The following is an 18050-nucleotide window of genomic DNA, read 5'->3' on the forward strand; positions in this document are numbered from 1 at the left end:
CAGGCGCCGGCGCGGGGCGGCGCCGCCCTGCGCACGGCGGCCGGGATCAGGGATTGTAGCGGCGGCCGCTGCGGTAGCTCGCGATGGCCAGCTCCACCGGGCGGAACAGCGGGCTGGGCAGCGCGTCGAGCGGGTACCAGCCCCAGCCGGCGATCTTGTGGGGCTCACGCTCCTCGGGCTCGCCGTCGAACTCCTCCGCTAGGAGCTGGATGTCCACGTAGTGCTTGCCGTAGGCGAGGATGTTGCTGAGGCACAGGAAGGAGAGCTTCCTGACGATGAGGCCGCTCTCCTCGCGCACCTCGCGGATGGCGCAGTCCTCGAACGACTCGCCGAGCTCGAGGTGGCCGCCGCACCACGAGTAGCTGCCGTCGCCGTGGCTGCCGCGCCGCCGCGCGAGCAGCACGCGCCCGTCGCGCACCAGCATGACGCCCACGCCGACCAGCGGTCGCTCCGCGGCGTTCCCTCCGACGATCGCCTCTCCCAAGGACACCTCCCGCGCGCGACACCCGCCGTGCGTGGCGCGCGCTCTAGCACGGCGCCACGCCCCAGCAGCGCCGCTCGGAAGGCGTCCGGTCGACCCGCCGCCCCCGCTGCGCGAGCCGCGCCGCCCGCGCGGCGCACGGAGCCCCCTCGCGCACGTGCAAGCGCCGGTACCGATTGACTTTTCAGTGAACACGCGTACCGTGCCAGACCCGATGGATGCGTCCTTGCCCTGGGAGCTGAACCCCGTCCTCCAGCAGAGTCGGCTCGTCCTTCTGGCGCAGACGGCGGTCGATGTCCGCAACAAGGCGTTCAGCGAGGCGAACCGCGAGGAGGGCGATACCAGCTGGGGCATCGGCTGCAAGGCGCACGAGCGGTTCGGTCATTCCCTCTGCAAGCTGGAAGAGAGCGGAAAACACCCCTGGCTGTCCGTCCATCGAGATGGGCTGTACTTCATGCCGCACATCGAGGGCGTCGCCGTGCGCGTGTACCGCGGTCCGGCCGACAAACCCTCGCAGCGGCACCTCGAGGCCGCGCGCAGCGAGCACGGTCGCCGCGCGGAGTCGCGACAGATGGCCTTCTCGTTCATGGGGGAAGAAACCGAGCCGGACGGCCCGTGGTTCTGGATGATGGCCGTCGAGACGGACGTCGAGGGGAGGGCGCTCCGCGCCGTGTTCTTCCAGGCCAACGAGGCCGGCGGGACCCGACACGCCTGGGAGGCCTCGGTCGAGAGCGTTTCCGCTGCGCCTGGGCCTGCGCCTGCGCCAGAGCCTGGAGACAAGCCGGCGCGCCCGGCGCGCCCGCGCCCGGCCCAGGGCCAGCAGGCGAAGGACGCGCCCGCGTCGCGCGACGGACGGCCGTTGTTCCGCGCGCAGACCATGACCCTTCCGCTCGTGTCGCAGCCGAGCTGACCGCCGCCGAAAGAGGCGGATCTGCCGGTGCGGATCTGCCGGTAACGAGTGCTGTCCAACAGCGGTGAGCCGCCGGCGCGACACCCGCGCAAGAGCCCGGGCTACACCGGCATTCCCATCGTCCGGCGGAGCGCGTCGAAATCCTCGGTGAAGCGCCCGTTCCCGCCCCTCAACACGAGCGGCGCCTCGTCCTGGCACGACGTCACGGCCTCGGCGCGGCGCAGGGCATAGACCGAGAACAGGGCCGCCTTGCCGTCCTTGGGGACGACGTCGCGCCACGCCTCGAGCGCGAGCCCCGCCGCTGCCGCCGCCGCCTCGACGCGAGGCCGCTGCCGCGCCGCCGCGCAGGCCACGAACGGCGCGCCGGGAGCGAGCAGCCGCGCGGCCGCGAGGCAGTAGTCCTCCACGCCGCCGCGGTGCTCGAAGCGGCACGGCCCGCACTGGACCCGACCGGACTCGATGCCGGTGCCGACCGGCAGGTACGGCGGCGTCCCCGTCACGAGATCCGCAGGCGCGAGCCCGTCGAGCACCGCCGGATCGCGCAGGTCCCCCCGCCGGACCTCGCCGCGCGCGTCGACGCCGTTCCACGCGACCGAGCGCCGCGCCATCGAGGCGCTCACCTCCTGCGCCTCCACGCCCGCGCAGCGCGCGTCCGGGAAGCGCCACGCGGTGAACAGGAGCACCGTGCCGATGCCGCAGCCCAGGTCGACCGTGCGGCGCGGGGGCGCGTGCGCCACCCGCTCGGCCGCGAACCAGGCGGTCACGAGGTCGTCGGCCGACCAGCGGTGCCCGTCGAGCCGCTGCAGGATCCGGAAGTCGCCCGACAGATAGCAGAGGTCCTCGCCGGGGCCGGGCCAGACCTCCGGGCGATCCGGCGTCGCCGGCTGCGGCCCGGGGGCGACCCACCCGGGCGGCCGGCGCGCAGGGCGCACGACCCCGCCGCGCGGCGCGACGGACGGCTGGACATCAGGGGGAGCGATCATCGACCCCATGTACCACGCCCCTGCGGCGCCAGGGGCGCGCGCCATCCCCCCTCGAGCGCGCGGCCCCGCGTGGAGCGCGGCGGCCCCGCGGCGTCAGAGGTTCGCGCAGCGATCCTCGAGCGAGGGATCATCGCAGAAGAGGCACGGGATGGTCTCGCAATCCAGCGGAGGGCACGACGTGGGGCATGTCGGCTCGCTCGGGTCGCAGTCGATGATCTGCCAGGTGAGCGAGCCCATGTCGCCCGGGTCGTCCGGACAATTGCACTTGTTCGCGTTCAAGGCGTGTGTTGCCACCATGGTGACCGTATGACACTCGCGCCCCGGCGCCGCTCCGTCGTTCGGGAGAGTCACGAGGCCGAAGTTCAACTTGGCCGTGATGAGACGCTGTCCGTCGGCGATGGTCCCGGCCGGAAACGAGGGCGATCCCGCGAACCTCCGATATGGGTACGGGTAGTCTTCCGATGTGCGGCTCCCATAGTCGACGTACAGGGCGATCTGCACGGGATCACCGTTGTCCTCGGACAGCACCGTCGCGACGAACTCCTTGGGTTTGTCGTTGGATTTGTCCTCCGGAGTGATGTGGATGGGCCTGTGCGGGGGAGGAAAGACCGCCGTGAGCACGGGCGCGGTCTGCTCGGGATGCTCGTACGACGGCGGCGAGATCACGAGGCAGCCCGTGGTCGAGACGGCGAGCGCTGCCGCCGCGAGCGAGCGAACGAGCGCGGCGGGGCAGCGCGAGCGCGCCGCGAGGACGGCGGCGCGGCGAAGGAAAGGGCGGGACGGAGCGATCATGGTGGCGCTGTGCAGGGACCGATGGGGTTGGGGCCGTGCTGGATTCTGGGACTCTACCTGCTGGGGCGATGTGCGGTTGATCTAGCTGGAATCTGGCGGCCGCCGCGCAGGGCGGGGCCCATGCGGCCCCGCCACGCGCGCCGCGAGGTCACTTGCGCGGGGTCGCCGGCGCGCTCTCCAGCGCGTAGACGACCTTCACCTGCGTGCCGAACGGGACCTCGCCGGACGACACGGGCGTGCCGATGTCCGCGGAGTACCCGCCGGAGGCGGCCATGGGGCGGGGGGCGTAGATCGGGCCGTGCTCGACGACCTCGCTGATCGAGACGACGTGGCCGAGCGAGACGCCCTGGAGCCTGGCGAGCGCCTCGGCGCGAGCCCGCGCGTCCGCGATCGCCTTCTCCCGCGCGCGCGCCTCGAGCGGGTCGGTCTCGTCGAGGCCGAACGAGACGCCCCAGACGTTGTTCGCGCCGGCGGCCACGGCCGCGTCGAGCACCGCCCCGACCTGATCGAGCTTGCGGATCACGACCATCACCGTGTTGCTCACCTGATAGAAATGCGTCGGCGGAGGCGGCGCTGCCGGCGCCAGGTCGGCGGGCGGCGGCTTCGGCGCGGGCGTCGGCGTCGGCTTCGGTCCGCGCCCCGCGGGCGCCGCGGCCGGCGCCGCCTGCGCGGGCGCGGGCGCGGGCGCGGGCGCGGGCGGCGCGTAGCCCATGGCCATCCAGGGCGGCACGTCGGACTGCCGCACGAGCTGGATGGAGTAGTTGCTGGTCTGGATGTCCTTCTCGGCCAGGCCGGCGTTCTTGAGCGCGCCGAGGATCTCGGTCATGCGGGCCGCGGCCATCCTCGTCGCCTCGTGCACCGTCGGCGCTATCACCTCGATGCCCATCTGGGCCCGGGCGACGTCAGGCCTCGCGCTGACGTCGCCGCGGCCGACGACCGTGATGGTGTTGACCTCGGGAGCGTTGGCCAGGGGCGGCGACGCCTGCGCCGCGCACGCGGCGAGGAGCGGTGTGACCGAGAGCAGGAGCCCGGCGAGGCACGTGCGGGACAGGGAGCGCTGGTTCTTCATGCCCGTGCAACGCGCGCCGCCCACGGCGGCTTACAGGGGGGCGCGCGCTTCGGCGCCCGCGCGCTCGCCGCCGCGAGCAGACCGACGGGCCGCTCCCCGAGGCGCTCCGGCGATGCCCGAGGCGGGGGCGTTGCTCCCCCTCGGCAAGTTGTTCCACGCCGCGCCGGGTGCGCTATGGTCGTTCACGTGCTCACAATACCCAGCGATGAAGAGGCCCTCGGAGGTCTGCAGGGTGCCACGATCGCCAGCGACCTCTCGTCAAGCATCGGCTACCGCATCGTGTCGCGCGCCGGGGCCGGGGCGATGTTCGTCTCGTTCTACGCGGTCCGCACCGCGCCCGAAGGCGAGACGCCCGTGGTCGTCAAGATCCTCCGGCCGTCGCTCTTCAGGCAGATGGGTCCGTCAGCGGCCGTCATCGTGAAGAAAGAGGCGGTGTCCCTCGGCCGCCTCAACGAGCAGGTCCCTCCGACCCCCTTCGTGGTCCGGCTCATCGACACCGGCACGTTCGAGGTCCGCCGCGGCACGAAGGCGCTCAATCTCCCCTGGATCACCATCGAGTACGTGCACGGCGGCGTGCAGGGCGTGACGCTCCGGCAGCGGGTGCAGGGGACCATCCAGGCCACGGGCCACGCGTTCGATCCTGCGCGCGCGACGCGCGCCATCGAGTGCATCACGAGCGGGCTGTCGGCGGTGCACGACGTCGGCGTCGTCCATCGGCAGCTCACGCCGGAGAGCATCCTCTGCTGCGGCTCCGGCGACGACGAGCTGTTCAAGATCAGCGACTTCGGCATGGCGCGGCCGCGCGGCATCCGCGAGACGATCATGGCCGGCGTCGTCGGCAACGCCGGGGTCGCGCCGCCGGAGATGCTGTCCGCGGATCCGAGCACGATCGGCCCGTGGACCGACATCTTCAACCTCGCGTCCGTCATCTTCTTCCTGCTCACGGGCGAGGAGTACATCATCGCGGAGTCGCAGGCGCAGGCGCTCATGGCCGCCATGGCGCGCGCGCGCCGGAGCATCGTCGAGACGCGGTGGCTCCACCCCGCGCTGCGCGCCAACGAGCAGGCGTGCAAGTCGATCGACTTCGCGCTCCGCTGGGCGTCCACCGGCGAGGCGCAGGAGCGCCTCCAGGAGGCGGTGGCCGTGGCCGCGATGCTCTCGCCGTACCTCCGCCCCGCCTCGCCGATCTCCGCGCTGGAGCAGCGGATCGTGGCGAGCGCCGGCGAGCAGCGCGTGCGCGCCGCCGAGGAGGTCGGTCCGATGACCGTCCCGTCCACGCACCTGAAGGCGCCGGTGGTGCTCAAGGGGGAGCTCGGCCAGACGCTGCTGTCGCCGCGAAACGCCAAGGCCGCCGAGCGCCCGAGCCAGGACCGCCCGCTCGAGGCCGAGATCATCACTGTGCCCCCGCGCGCCTCGCGGGAGCCCGCGCCGCGCCTGTCGGCGATCGTCGAGCGCTGGACGTGGAGCGTGCTCCACCACCCGAGCCTCGATTCGGTCATCCGGAGCGTGGCCTGGGACGGCTACGGCCGGTGCCTCGCCGCGGCCACGGGGGGGCTGCTCTTCTGGAACGGGACGAGCTGGAGCGAGGCGTCGTCCGGCGGACTCCCGAGCCCGCAGGGCGTGCGCTTCGTGCACCGGATCGGGCCCGGCCGGTGGCTGATCGGCGGCGACGCCTCGACGCTCGCTGTGTACACGACGGGCGGCGTGACGGGCGTCTTCCAGCTGCCGGGAGAGCCGCAGAGCCACGTCGCGCTGAGCGGCGACCTCGAGGACATGGGCATCCTCGTCTCGACGACCCCGAACGATCCGCGGCCGCTCCTCCACGCGTTCATCGCCAAGCGCTGGCTGCGGCCGATGCCGGCCGACGGCGTCGCGCTCCTCGCCGCGGTCGCGCGCGTAGAGGACGAGCGGTGGCTGGTCGTCGGCCGGTCGAGCAAGGGCGAGGGGCTCGTCGCGCTCTACGCGCCGCTCGACTGGCACCTGGAGCGCATCCCGGCGCCGCCCGCGCGGGCGTTCGTCGCGTGCGCCGGGCGGCCCGATCTCGGCGTGGGCATCGCCGTCGGCGCGGAGGGGAGCGTCGTCTGGCGGTACGGGCAGAGCGTCTTCACGGAGAACATCGAGCCGCGGCGCGCCCTGTCGGCCGCGACGATCGACGCGGAGGGGCGCGCCTGGGCCGGCAGCGCGGGGCGCATCTGGGTGCGGCGCGGCGGCATCCCGCCCATGGCGGGGGTGTGGGAGTGCGTCTGGGAGAACGACGCGTGGGTCGGCCCGGTCGTGTCGCTGTTCGTCGACGGCGAGGTGGTCGTCGCCATCACCGCGGACGGCGGGATCATCGAGGGCCGCGTCACGGGCTGACGAGCCCGGCGAGCCGCCATCACCGCGGCGCGCGGTACCTGGCCACGACGAGCGTGATGTCGTCGTCCGGGCTCGGGCACCAGCCGTCGACCTCCCGCAGGATCCGGTCGCGGATGTCGTCGACAGGCGTGTCCTGGGCGGCTTCGACGGTGGAGCAGAGCCGCGAGAGCCCGAACTGCTCCCGGTGCGCGTTGCGCGCCTCCGTCACCCCGTCGCTGTAGAGCACGAGCAGGTCGCCGTCCTCGAGGAGGAGCTCGGCGTCCCTGGTCATCGCGTCGATGGACGGCAGGACGCCGACCCACACGCCGGAGCTCGGGATGCACTCGCTCCTCCGCGTCCTCGCGCGGCACACGATGATGTCGTCGTGCGCGCCCGCGAACGTCACCCGCCCGCCGCGCTCGTAGCGCAGCAGCAGCAGGGTCGCGTGCTCGTCGCGCTTCAGCCGGTCGCGGATGTTGTCGTAGATCGCCCGGTTGAGCGCCGAGACGACCTCGCTCGGGCGGGCGCTCGGATCCCTGCGCGTCATGGCCGCGACCATGCTCTGGATCATCAACATGACGAGGCCCGCCACGAGCCCGTGCCCCGCGACGTCGCCGATCCCGAGCCACCCGCCATCCCGCGTCGGGAGCACGTCGTAGTAGTCGCCGCCGACCTCCGCGGCCGGCCGCATCATCGCGGAGAGCTCGAGCCCGTCCACCACGAGGTGCGCCGGGACGAGCGTGGTCTGGATGTGCTTCGCGACGAGGGTCTCCTGGTCGACCCTCTCCTGCTCCAGCCGCTCGCGGATCTCCACGTGCCGGACGATCTCCCGGTGCATCGACACCGCCTTCATCGCGGAGCCGATCTGGAGGCGCACCGCGTCGTAGACCGTCTCGTTCGCGCCGCTGTTGACGAGCGCGATGCCGTAGTGCTCCGTCTCCCCGAACGTGAGCGGCATCGCGACGACGCTCCAGCGCTCCGACGAGCTCAGGAATCCGGGCGGCGCGAGGCACGCGGACGCGAAGGTCCCGGGCGGCGGCTCCACCTCGCGGCTGTTCTCCATCAGAAAGAGCGACTGCAAGGTGGCGCGCTGGGGGTCGTCGAAGAGCGATATGGCGACGTGCGTGAGATCCAGCTTCGGCAGCTCCGCCGCGAGCGTGCGCCGGAGGGTGGGCATGCCCAGGCAGGTCGAGAAGAACATGCCGGTCCAGCTGAGGTTGACCGACGCGCGCTCCAGATACAGCCGCTTCTCGCCCTCGGCGCGCACGGAGGCGTTGCTGATCAGGACGCGGCACGTGTGCCAGAGCCGCTCGAGGCGGTCGTCGGAGGCGCGGCCGGGCGCCCGGCCGATCTTCGCGCGGAGCAGCGTGATCGCGCCCTGGAACTGGTCGAGGGCGACGCCCTCGCGCGCCGCCGCGTCGAGGACGTCCTGGAGCGCCGTCAGGAAGCGGTCCTCCCGCCCTGTCAGCTCCTCCTCGAGCGCCGACAGCAGCTCTCGGGGCCAGGCCTGAAGCGACGCCGCCGGGACGGTCACGCACCGCGCGAGCGCGCGCTCCAGGGGCTCCTGCTGCGCGGCGACGGAGGGCGGCTCGCGGCGCGGAGGCGCCCCGGTCGGGCGCGGGAGGGCAGAATAGTAGCCGCAGCCGCACGACTCGCGCCGCGTGAGCTCGACGGGAAGGAGGCTGCACTCCGGCACACGCTCGCCGCGGAGCTGGCGCACGACCGTCTCGACGGCGAGCGCCCCGAGCTCCTTGATCGGATGGCGGACGGTCGTCAACGACGGCCTGGTGACGCGCGAGACGGCGACGTCGTCGAACCCGCACACGAGGACGTCGCCAGGGATGTCGACGCCGTGCGCCTTCAGCGTGTCCATCGCGCCGAGGGCCATGTTGTCGTTGCCGGCGACGACGGCATCGAACTCGACCCTGCGCCCGAGGAGCTCGCGCATCGCGCGGCGGCCGCCGTCGATCAGAAAATCGCCGTACACGAAGAGGCGCTCGTCATAGGGGAGCGCGCGCGCCTCGAGGGCCCTCCGGTACGCCCCGGCGCGCAGCTTCGCCTCCTCGTTGTTGGCCGGCCCGCTGATGTAGGCGACGCGCTTGCACGCGTGATCGTCGAGCACGTGCGCGACCGCCGCCTCCCCCCCGACCGCGTTGTCGACGATGACGCTCGGGATGCCGTCCAGCGCGAGCCCCACGCTGCACACGGGCAAGGGCGCGAACGCTCGGCAGAACTCGTGCGCTCCCTCGGAGCCGACGTAGTTGGTGAGCGCCGACGACATGATCACCGCCCCATCGACCGTCGTCGCGCCGATGAGCGAATAGATCCCGCCCCGGGCGTCCAGCGTGTAGCCCTGGCGGGCGCGCGTCTCGCCGAAGGCCACGATGAGGTTGACGTCGTGCGCCTCGGCCGCGCGCTCGACCCCGAAGCGCGCCTCGGACTGGTACTCGCCGCAAAGATAGTCGGTCAGGAGGGCGATCGTGTGGCGCTTCGCCGCCATGATCTATCGCTCCCCGTTCACTTGTCGTGGATGGAGACGAGGCCGGGGGACATGCGCTCCAGGGCCGCCAGGCTCCGCCGCTGCCACCCGAGCCTCGCGTCCGTGACGAACCGAACCTTGCACCTGGGGCCCTCGCCGGTGACGCCGGCGATGAAGGCGATGAACGCCTTCAGGCAGCTCGAGTTCAGGAAGTACAGCGCGCGTATGTCGAACTCCACGGCTGCGAGCGAGAGGCGCCGCACCTCGTGCTGGACCTCCTTGCAATAGGCGCCGAGCGGCGCGGCCGCCGCCATGTCGCCCGTCCCGGTGAGCTTGATACTCAGGCGATCGCCGAGCAGCGCCGGCTCGATGCCGAAGCTGTCCGTGGTGACGCGATCAACCCTTAGGCTGTCCATTCATCCTCCACCGCTCGAGCGGCGCGTGCGCGATGATCGTGAGCTCGTTGCCCTCGATCTTGTAGTCGACGTCGAGCCCTCCCTCGGCGCGGACGCGCGCGAGGCCCAGGCCGGAGACGCCCTCGACCATCGCTGTCTCCGTGATGAGGTCGTCGTAGTGCTTCAGCGGGTCGCTCGCCGTCTTCAGGTCGAGCAGCCGCTTCTCGACCTCTCGCAGCCGCTCCGGCGACGCCTCGTTGCGCGCGCGGATCTTCATGATGTGCGACCTCTCGTCCTCCTCCAGCGCGAGCTCGAGGCTGACGCGAGGGCCGGTGGAGTATTTCGTGATGTTCTCGGCGAGCTCGTGCGCGGCCATGTAGAACCGCGAGCTCACATTCGCGTCGTCCAGCACGGCGCCGCAGAAGCTGGACACCAGCCGCAGCACCGCCGTCGCCAGGCGCTCGCTCGGAAAGAAGGTGATGCAGAGGAATAGCGAGGCGCTCTGCGTCGGTTCGGGGGATGACACAATCTGTTATGTTACGCCGCCCTGGCGCAGGATCCAACCACTAGTTCCGCGGGCGGCGCGGCTTCTTCCCGTGGCTCCCGTGGCTCCCGTGGCTCCCGTGGCTCTCGTGGTTCCCGTGAGAGCGTGAGGGCGAGCGCGGAACAGAGAGGGCGCCCGGAGCGAGCTCCGCCATCGCCATCGCCATCGCTATGGAGCTTCCGATGGGACGCGCTTCTCACCTCGGAATGTGATGCGCTTCGCACTTCGCGCGGCGACGCCCTTTGCTCCAGGGCATAACGCGACGCGTTGTCCGCGGCGGAGTGGCATGCTCGTTGATGACGAACGTGGCGTCCATCGGTGCCCAGGTGTGTCCATGGATCCGGTGCGGCCACCGCGCGCCTCGCGCACATACGCCTTCACCTGAGGTAAAGATCCCGCCGGGCGACCCTGCAAGGAGGGTATTGCTGTATGAAACAACGACGCTTTTCGCTCGGGCCGCCCTGGCCACTCGGGCTGTCGCGCCGCCGCCGACGTCGCTTGGCGGCGATGACGGGCCTCCCTTTTCTCGCGATGCGCGGCGTCCTGGCCGGCGCCGCCGTGGCGGCGATCGGCTGCAGCACCGCGCCCGGGACGGAGGGCGAGCCCGGCGCGAGTCACGGTGTCGAAGAGGGCGATTCGGCGGCGCTCGGAGCGGCCCCAGCAGCGCTCTCGAGCGATGGTGCGGTGTGCGTCACCATCCAGCGTGGAACTCTTGGCACGGTGAGCGATGCGACACTGTGGCAAAACGCTCCGGGGTGGAACGACTCCGCATCTCCGAACCTCTCGACGGGGTGGGCCGCGGGCGCCGGCCGCCGCCGGTCTATCGTGTACTTCGGGCTCTCTCCCGTGCCGGTCGGCGCGACGGTCCTCTCTGCCTCGCTGGTCTTCCATCAGACGTACGCGGTGGAGAGCAGCGCTGTGAGCGTACACCGCGTCACGATCCCGTGGGACGAGCGCACCGTCACCTGGTCGAGCATCGGGGACAGCGGCTTTGAACGCGAGAGCGCGGCGACCATCGCGGCCGAGGCGGGCGTCGGCGCTCGGGCGGCGGACGTGTCGGCGCTCGTGCAGTCGTGGGCGCTCGGGACGGCGCGGAACGACGGCGTGCTGCTCGCCGAGGGCGATGAGGAGCGCGCCCACACGACCTACCTGAGGAGCAGCGAGATCGGCAGCACGCAGGAGCGCCCCAGGCTCGACGTCTGTTACGTGACCTGCTCGGACGGGGTGATGAACGGCCTCGAGGTGGGCCTCGACTGCGGAGGGCCGCGCTGCGCTCCCTGCACGGGCGCGACGGTCGGCACGTCGAGCGCCGCCGTGTCGAGCGCCGCCGCGTTGAGCGCCGCCGTGTCGAGCGCCGCCGCGTCGACCTCGACCGCCGCGTCGACCTCGACCGGCGCGTCGAGCGCGGCGGGGGATGATCCGTGCGCCGACGGGGCCGCGCTGCCGCCCGATCCGCTGCCGCCCGCGCGGCTCTCCGAGACCGGGCTCTACGCCGACATCACGACGCGATCGCGGGCGGCGGGCACGCGCGAGTTTCGTCCTGCTTACGAGCTCTGGTCGGACGGGGCGGCGAAGCGGCGCTTCGTGTACCTGCCGCCCTGCTCCACCGTCGACACGAGCGACATGGATCACTGGTCGCTGCCGATCGGCGCGCGCTTCTGGAAGGAGTTCCGCGCGGAGGGCGTGGCCGTGGAGACGCGGTTCATCCACCGGTTCGGGCCGGGCATCGATGACTGGCTGTTCGCCGCGTACGCGTGGGAGCCTGCGAGGAACGACGCGTTCCTCGTCGAGGAGGGCGTCGAGGACGCGCGCGGGACCGCGCACGACATCCCCCGGACCGCGGACTGCTGGGAGTGCCACGGCAAGCTCCCGGAGCGCGTCCTCGGCTTCAGCGCGCTGCAGCTGAGCCACGATGGACCGGGCGAGACGATCGCGTCCCTGAGCGACGCCGGGTGGCTCACCGTCCCGATGCGGAGAGGGGTGCGCCCGCCGGGCGACGCCCGGGCGGCCGCCGCGCTCGGCTATCTCCATGCGAACTGCGGCAATTGCCACAACAGCACGGGCGTCGCGACCCTGCGGACACGCCTCCTCGCGGCGAACACCACGGTGGAGAGCACCGATACATACACGACCGGCGTGCGCGTGACGCCCAGCTTCTGGGAGCCCGGCGCGCTCTACCGGATCACGCCGGGAGATCCCGAGTCGAGCGCCGTCGTGCGCCGGATGGAGAACCGCGGCTCCAGGGCCCAGATGCCCCCGATCGCGTCGGACGCCGCCGACGCGGCGGGCCTCGCGGCTGTCCGCTCCTGGATCGAGGGCCTCGGGCCGCCGCCCGGGGCAGGGAGCGGCGGCGGCTCCGGCGGCGCGAGCGTCGGCGTCAGCAGCACGAGCGCGAGCTCCGGCAGCGGCTCTGGCGGCGGCTCGGGCGCCAGCAGCGGCGGCTCCGGCGCCGGCAGCGGCTCCGGCGCCAGCAGCGGCTCCGGCGCCGGCAGCGGCTCCGGTGCCAGCAGCGGCGCCGGCGCCAGCAGCGGCTCCGGCGCCGCGTGCGCCGGGGTGCCGCGCCTGAAGCTCACGCAGGTCGCGGCCGGCCTGGCGACACCCGTCTTCCTCGCCAGCCCGCCGGGCGACCGATCGAGGATGTTCGTCCTCGAAAAGGACGGCATCGTCCGCCTGATCAAGGACGGTGTCCTCCGGTCCACCCCGTTCCTCGAACTCCGGGGCGGCGCCTCGTGCCCGCCGGCGCGGCCGGCGAGCGCGAACCCGCTCGTGTGCGCGCCCAGCCCGACCGCGGAAGGCGGGCTGCTCGGGATGGCGTTTCACCCGGGCTACGCGAGCAACGGCAGGTTCTGGCTCTTCTACACCGCCGCGCCCAGGGGCAACGTCACGATCGCCGAGTTTCGCCGCTCGGCCTCGAACCCCGATGTCGCGGACACGTCGGCGGGGAGCGTGCCTGTCCGGAAGCTCCTTGACGCGAATCACGGCGGCTGGAACCACGTGGGCGGCACGCTCGCGTTCGGCCCCGACGGCTACCTCTACGCGTCCGTGGGCGACTCGGCTGTCACGCCGTATTCGGCCTCTCCGGCCAAGGATCTCTCGTCTCCGCTCGGCAAGATCCTGCGGATCGACGTGGACACCGGGCTCGGCCCGTCAGGTAACCTCTCGGGCGCGGCCGTGAACCCGCTCGTCTGGGACTATGGCCTGCGCAATCCATGGCGCATCAGCTTCGACAGGAGCACCGGGGATCTCTACATCGCCGACGTGGGACAGAACGCCTGGGAAGAGCTCGACATCGAGCCCGCGCGCACCGGGCGGCGCAATTACGGGTGGCCGGCGATGGAGGGCGACCACTGCGTCGCCGCCGGGTGCTCCCGCGTCGGCGTCGCGCCCGCCGTGGAGCACAGCCACTCGAGCGGGGAGGGCGGCTCGATCACGGGCGGCTACGTCTACCGCGGCTCGGCGATTCCGTGCCTCCGGGGAAGGTACGTTTACGGCGACTACGGGACGCACCGCTTCTGGACGCTGCGGTGGGACGGCTCGCGGGTGCGGGATCACGTCGAGATCACGGCGGACCTCGAGTCGCGCCTGCCCGCGGCCTCGTTCGGCGAGGACGCCGCCGGCGAGCTCTATGTCGTCATGCTGACCGGCGAGGTGTTCCGCGTCGATCCGAGGTGAAGGCCCCGCGCCCCAGCGGCGCTACCCCGCGAGCTGCCCGTCGCCCGCCCGGAGCTTCGCGAAGCGCGGGCGCCAGGCCCGGCTCTCGGCGAGGAGCGGCGCGGTGCGCGCGAGGAGCAGTGCCAGATCCTCGGGGCGGCCGGCGTCGAGCAGGGCGCGCGCCCGCCAGTAGAGGAGCTCGACCCGCTGATCGGCGCTGAGGCCGCCGCCCAGCTCGCCGGGCGGCTCCCCCTCCTCGCGCACCGTCGCCCGCGTGCGCGGGCTCTCCATGCCGGACCTCGGGTCCTTCACGGCGAGCTGCATGACGCCGAGGAGGGCCTGGGCGTACGGCGGCAGATCCGCGACCGTCCCCTGCGCCCTCAGCCACCGGAGCTGCCGGCTCGCGTCCGCGTGCTCGTCGCGCATCGCATGGATCCGCGCGAGCAGGAGCGCGCTCCTGTAAGCCGGCTTGTCCTTGAGCTGCTCGTCGAGCGAGCGCGCATGCCGCACCAGGGGCAGCGCCTCGTCCTCGTGCCCCCAGAGGTAGAGCAGCTCCGCGAGCTTGATCGTCGCGTCGCGCTCCGCCAGGGCGCTCGCCTCCTCGCGGGCCAGCTGGACCGCGCGCCGGAGATCCGCCATCGCGCGATCCGGGGCGTCGAGCGCCGGCCAGAGCTCCGCGCGGCGGACGAGCGCCGCGCAGAGGTGGCCCCGGTCGCCGCGCTCCTCGCAGCTGCGCACGGCGTCTTCGAAGCGCCGCTCCGCCTCCTCGAGCTGGCCGGACCGCGCGAGCACGCAGGCCAGCAGCGTGAGCCCCGTCACGTGCGTGTCGTGCTCGGCCTCGCGGACGCGCTCAACGCCCTGCGTGAGCCGCTCGAGCGCGTCGTCCAGGTTGCCCTTGCGGAACGCCGAGCGGCCTGCCGCGACCTCGAAGCGCGCGGCGAGCGCGGCGTCGGCGCGGCCCTCGCGGACGTCGAGCAGCGGGATCACCTCCTCGACGCGCGCCGCCGACTCCTCCCAGGAGCCGGCCCAGTCGAGCGCGGTCGCCTCCTCGAGCAGCGCCTCCGCGATCATCCGCGGGTCCTTCATCGTCCGGGCCAGCGCCCCCGCGGAGCGGAGATCGTCGAGCGCCTCGCCGGTGCGCAGGACGCGGTAGCGCACGCGCGCGCGGCCGAGGAGCGCGAGGTACCGCTGGCGCTGATCGTCGCCGTCGGCCCAGAGGAGCGCGGACGCGTAGTGGCCCTCTGCCACCGCGTTGTTGTGCCGGTCGCGCTGGAGATCGCCGAGGAGCAGGTACGCGTGCGCCGCGCGCGCGCGCGCCCCGGCGGCCGCGGCGTGGCGCGCGATCGGCTCGAGCAGCTCCGGCGCCCTCGGCCGGGCCTCGGCCCTGAGCTCCCAGACGGCGAGCGCGTGCCGGTGCATCGCCGCGCGCTCCTCCTCCGGGAGCAGCGCGTAGATGGCCTCCTGCAAGAGCGCGCTCCGGAAGGCGTAGCTGGCGTCGCCGCACAGGGCGCCCTCGCGCGGCGCGGCGTCGTGCGCGCCGCGGGGCACGAGGAGCCCCCGCGCCACCAGCGCGCGCAGGGCGCTCGGGACGTCGACGTGGTCGACGTACGCCGCCGCGCCCTCGCGCTCGCCCTCGCGTTCGAACGCGCGTTGCACGCTCGCCGCCACGTCCTCCGAGACCTCGAAGCCGAGCACCGCGCAGAGCCTCGCGCAGGCGGCGAGCTCCGGCGGGAGCGCCTCGATCTGCCGCGCGGCGAACCACTGCCACGCGGGCGACGGCGGGAGCCTCTCCAGCTCGGCGGTCGCGAGCTGGTGGCCGCTCGATCTCGCCCGCAGCCGCACGAGGCCCGCCCGCTTGATCGCCCGCGTGAGCTCCACGAGGCCGCGGGGGTTGTAGCCGGCCCACGCGCAGATGCGCCGGAGCGTCGCGCTCGGCGGAGGCTCCGCGGGCCGGAGGAGCTCCGCGCAGAGCAGGAGCCCGGCGGCGTCGTCGAGCGGCGGGAGCGCGACGTGATCGCGCGCGTGGCCGCGGGCGCTCAGCGCGTGGCGCCGCGGCGTCGGCGAGCAGCGCGCCGGCGCGCCGGCGAGCAGCACCCAGAGCGCGACCGACGCCTCGCGCCGCGCCGCGAGGTCGAGCGCGTCGAGCGTGGCGCCGTCGGCGAGGTGCGCGTCGTCGACGATCACGACGACGGGCCGCTCCATCGCCCGGCGGCGGAGCGCCTCCGCGAGCGCCCGGATCACGCTCCCGCGGCGCGGCGGCGGCCGGCCTGCGGAGCCGCCCGTCCAGCCGAGGATCGCGGCCACGGCGGGCCACACCTCGCCGCCGAGCGGCTCTCCCAGCCGCTCGACGCAGAACGCGCGCGCGTCGTCGGGCGCCGCGGGGGCGCCGTCCCTCGCGCCGAGCACCTCGGCGAGCAAGGCGGCCGCGGTCCGGCCGAAGCCGCCCCCGGGGCGCGCGCCGAGCTCCGGCTCGGCGCGCAGCGAGATCACGAGCGCGCCCGGGTGCGCGCGGCGGCTGCTCTCGGCGATCTCCTCGGCGAGCCGCGACTTGCCGACGCCGCGCTCGCCGATCAGCGCGCAGAGGCCGGGCCCCAGGCCCGCGAGCGCGCGCTCGCGGCTCTCCTCGACGGCGCCCTGGGCGTCGCCGCGCCCGACGAGCGGCGGCGCGGCGCGCGCGGCGCCGCGATGGCCCGAGGGCGGGGGCCCGTCCGGGGCGAAGAAGTAGCGGCCGTCCTCGCTCGCCGCGACGACGTCGAACCCGGGATGCGCTGTGACGAGCTCGGCGCTGAGCGCGATGCCCCGCCACGAATCCGCGGGGAGCCACGACTCGGGCCGCTCCACGGCGATCCCGGCGGCGTGCACGCTCTCGGCGTCGCGGCGGAGCTTCAACGGCGCGATGTGGATCGCGAGGGGCGCGCCGACCGAAGCGACGATCTCCCGCCCCGCGAGGAGCGCGCGCTCCGCGGCCGCCTCTTTCGGGCCGGGGAAGATCGCGACGAAGCGGTAGCCGCGCTGCCGCGCGAGGTGCCCGTCGTGGCGGGCCACGGCGGCGCGGACCTCGGCCTCGGCGCCGCGGGCCTCCAGGGCGAGCACCACCGTGTCGTGCCGGTCCGTGGAGCCCGTGGCGACGTCGTCTCCCGCGGTCGCCGCGGCCCCGGCGGCGCCGCCGGCCAGGGCGAGCGCCTCGGCGCCCGCCGACGCGAGCGCGGCCCGCAGGCCCGCGGCGTCGGCCGGGCGGAGCGCGCGCTCCTTGGCGAGGCAGGCGAGGACGAGGGCCTCGATGGAAGGAGGGACCGGGGCGATCTCGCTCGGCCTCGGGGGGAGCCGGCCGAGGTGCCCCTGCGCGACGTTCGCGCGATCGCCCGCGAACGGAGGGTGCAGCGTGAGCAGCTCGAAGAGGAGCGCGCCGAAGGCGTAGAGGTCCGCGCGCGCGTCGAGCGGCTCGCCCCGGAGCCCCTCGGGCGACGCGGCCTCGGGCGCCCCGAGCATGGCGCCCAGCGTGGTGAGCGCGCTGTCCGCCGGGTGGCAGACGACGCCGCGCTCGCGCTGCGTGAGGCCGAAGTCGAGGAGCCGCACGCCGCCGTCGGGATCGAGGAAGACGTTCTCGGGCGCGAGATCCAGGTGGACCAGGCCGCGCTCGTGCACCACCTGGAGGCAGCTCAGCACGCCGAGCGCGACGTCGAGGGCGGAGCGCAGGTCGGGCGCGGCGGGCAGGCCCTCGAGGCGGGCCGCCAGCGTCTCGCCGCGGAGCCGCTCCATCGCGATGTACGCGCGGCCGTCCTCGAGCACGCCGTTCTGGAGGAGGCGAGGCGAGGCCGGGGGACCGAGCTGCTCGAGCGCCCACGCCTCGCTGCGGAACCGCTCGCGCGCGAGCAGCGAGTGGGCCCTGCTGACCTTGAGCACGGCGGGGGCGCCGTCCTCCGCGCGCGTCGCGGCCCAGATGACCGAGAAGGCGCCCGCCGCGAGCGGCGGGCCGACGAGGAAACCCGCGACGGACGGCGGCGTCTCGGCGCCGAGATCGACCGGCGCTGGGCGGGACGGCGCCGTGGCTCCGTCCGTCGGGCAGGAGGTGAGCACTGCGAGTCGGCGATGGCAGGAAGGGCAACGCGGCAAGAAGACCTCGGATGACCTCGGGTGGGGCCCGGCGCGATCCGTGACCGATATTACCGGTTATCGGGGTTGTCACGAGCAGGAAAACCGCATTGCGCCACACCGCCTTATGCCCATAGCGAAAGTGCGTGCTCGGTCTTCTCGGTCTTCTCGGTCTTCTCGGTCTTCTCGGTCACCCGCGACATCGTGGGCGTCGTGTCGACACAGGAGGACAGCGGCGGCCCCCGTCGCGCTCCGTGGGAGGGACCGCGGCTCTTGTCCTCCGAGAAGCCGGGCGCGCGAACGGCGGGGGGTGAACCTCC

At 73.6% G+C, this 18050-nt stretch carries 11 protein-coding genes; 3 read left to right on the forward strand and 8 right to left on the reverse strand.

From position 1 onward, the window contains the following. Positions 1-46: 46 nt before the first annotated feature. Positions 47-484, reverse strand: a complete 438-nt coding sequence (locus WMF19_RS13760) for a nucleotide triphosphate diphosphatase NUDT15 (protein WP_437899534.1) — start codon at positions 482-484, stop codon at positions 47-49. A 184-nt stretch (positions 485-668) separates the two neighbouring features. Between WMF19_RS13760 and WMF19_RS13765 the strand changes: the two genes are divergently transcribed. Then, the gene (locus WMF19_RS13765; protein ID WP_437899535.1) at positions 669-1391 is read left to right on the forward strand and encodes a hypothetical protein; all 723 of its coding nucleotides are present in this window, start codon (positions 669-671) and stop codon (positions 1389-1391) included. 101 nt (positions 1392-1492) lie between these two features. Here WMF19_RS13765 and WMF19_RS13770 read toward each other — a convergent pair whose 3' ends face one another. The 3 genes from WMF19_RS13770 to WMF19_RS13780 all read right to left on the reverse strand — a co-directional run bounded on the left by WMF19_RS13770 (position 1493) and on the right by WMF19_RS13780 (position 4235). Continuing rightward, positions 1493-2374: a tRNA1(Val) (adenine(37)-N6)-methyltransferase gene (locus tag WMF19_RS13770; protein ID WP_437899536.1), complete on the reverse strand. Its 882-nt coding sequence runs from the start codon at positions 2372-2374 to the stop codon at positions 1493-1495. 93 nt (positions 2375-2467) lie between these two features. Beyond that, positions 2468-3166: a hypothetical protein gene (locus WMF19_RS13775; RefSeq protein ID WP_437899537.1), complete on the reverse strand. Its 699-nt coding sequence runs from the start codon at positions 3164-3166 to the stop codon at positions 2468-2470. Between the two features lie 148 nt (positions 3167-3314). Beyond that, on the reverse strand, positions 3315-4235 hold the full coding sequence (locus WMF19_RS13780; protein WP_437899538.1) for an SIMPL domain-containing protein: 921 nt from the start codon (positions 4233-4235) through the stop codon (positions 3315-3317). Between the two features lie 186 nt (positions 4236-4421). Between WMF19_RS13780 and WMF19_RS13785 the strand changes: the two genes are divergently transcribed. Next, the gene (locus WMF19_RS13785; RefSeq protein ID WP_437899539.1) at positions 4422-6590 is read left to right on the forward strand and encodes a serine/threonine protein kinase; all 2169 of its coding nucleotides are present in this window, start codon (positions 4422-4424) and stop codon (positions 6588-6590) included. Between the two features lie 19 nt (positions 6591-6609). On the opposite strand, the gene WMF19_RS13790 is transcribed toward WMF19_RS13785, so the two are convergent. From WMF19_RS13790 to WMF19_RS13800, 3 genes are read right to left on the reverse strand one after another with little or no spacing between them, the layout of a single operon-like run. Next, positions 6610-9069: a SpoIIE family protein phosphatase gene (locus WMF19_RS13790; RefSeq protein WP_437899540.1), complete on the reverse strand. Its 2460-nt coding sequence runs from the start codon at positions 9067-9069 to the stop codon at positions 6610-6612. 17 nt (positions 9070-9086) lie between these two features. Then, positions 9087-9464 (reverse strand): hypothetical protein, encoded by a 378-nt coding sequence (locus WMF19_RS13795; RefSeq protein ID WP_437329061.1) that lies wholly within the window; start codon positions 9462-9464, stop codon positions 9087-9089. Continuing rightward, complete coding sequence (locus tag WMF19_RS13800; protein WP_044964684.1) at positions 9445-9969, reverse strand: hypothetical protein; 525 nt, start codon at positions 9967-9969, stop codon at positions 9445-9447. Before WMF19_RS13800 ends, WMF19_RS13795 begins: the two co-directional genes overlap by 20 nt. Before the next feature lie 525 nt (positions 9970-10494). On the opposite strand from WMF19_RS13800, the gene WMF19_RS13805 reads away from it, so the two are divergent. Beyond that, the gene (locus tag WMF19_RS13805; RefSeq protein ID WP_437899541.1) at positions 10495-13659 is read left to right on the forward strand and encodes a PQQ-dependent sugar dehydrogenase; all 3165 of its coding nucleotides are present in this window, start codon (positions 10495-10497) and stop codon (positions 13657-13659) included. A 21-nt stretch (positions 13660-13680) separates the two neighbouring features. Here WMF19_RS13805 and WMF19_RS13810 read toward each other — a convergent pair whose 3' ends face one another. Next, complete coding sequence (locus WMF19_RS13810; RefSeq protein ID WP_437899542.1) at positions 13681-17715, reverse strand: serine/threonine-protein kinase; 4035 nt, start codon at positions 17713-17715, stop codon at positions 13681-13683. Positions 17716-18050 lie beyond the last annotated feature (335 nt).

The sequence above is a fragment of the Sorangium sp. So ce124 genome, from assembly GCF_051525235.1.
GTDB classification, from domain to species: domain Bacteria; phylum Myxococcota_A; class Polyangia; order Polyangiales; family Polyangiaceae; genus Sorangium; species Sorangium atrum.

Bases quoted from the DNA above. Each gene is read 5' to 3' on its own strand.
- WMF19_RS13770 (WP_437899536.1), bottom strand. From the start codon at position 2,374: ATGATCGCTCCCCCTGATGTCCAGCCGTCCGTCGCGCCGCGCGGCGGG.
- WMF19_RS13775 (WP_437899537.1), bottom strand. From the start codon at position 3,166: ATGATCGCTCCGTCCCGCCCTTTCCTTCGCCGCGCCGCCGTCCTCGCG.
- WMF19_RS13780 (WP_437899538.1), bottom strand. From the start codon at position 4,235: ATGAAGAACCAGCGCTCCCTGTCCCGCACGTGCCTCGCCGGGCTCCTG.
- WMF19_RS13790 (WP_437899540.1), bottom strand. From the start codon at position 9,069: ATGGCGGCGAAGCGCCACACGATCGCCCTCCTGACCGACTATCTTTGC.
- WMF19_RS13795 (WP_437329061.1), bottom strand. From the start codon at position 9,464: ATGGACAGCCTAAGGGTTGATCGCGTCACCACGGACAGCTTCGGCATC.
- WMF19_RS13805 (WP_437899541.1), top strand. From the start codon at position 10,495: ATGACGGGCCTCCCTTTTCTCGCGATGCGCGGCGTCCTGGCCGGCGCC.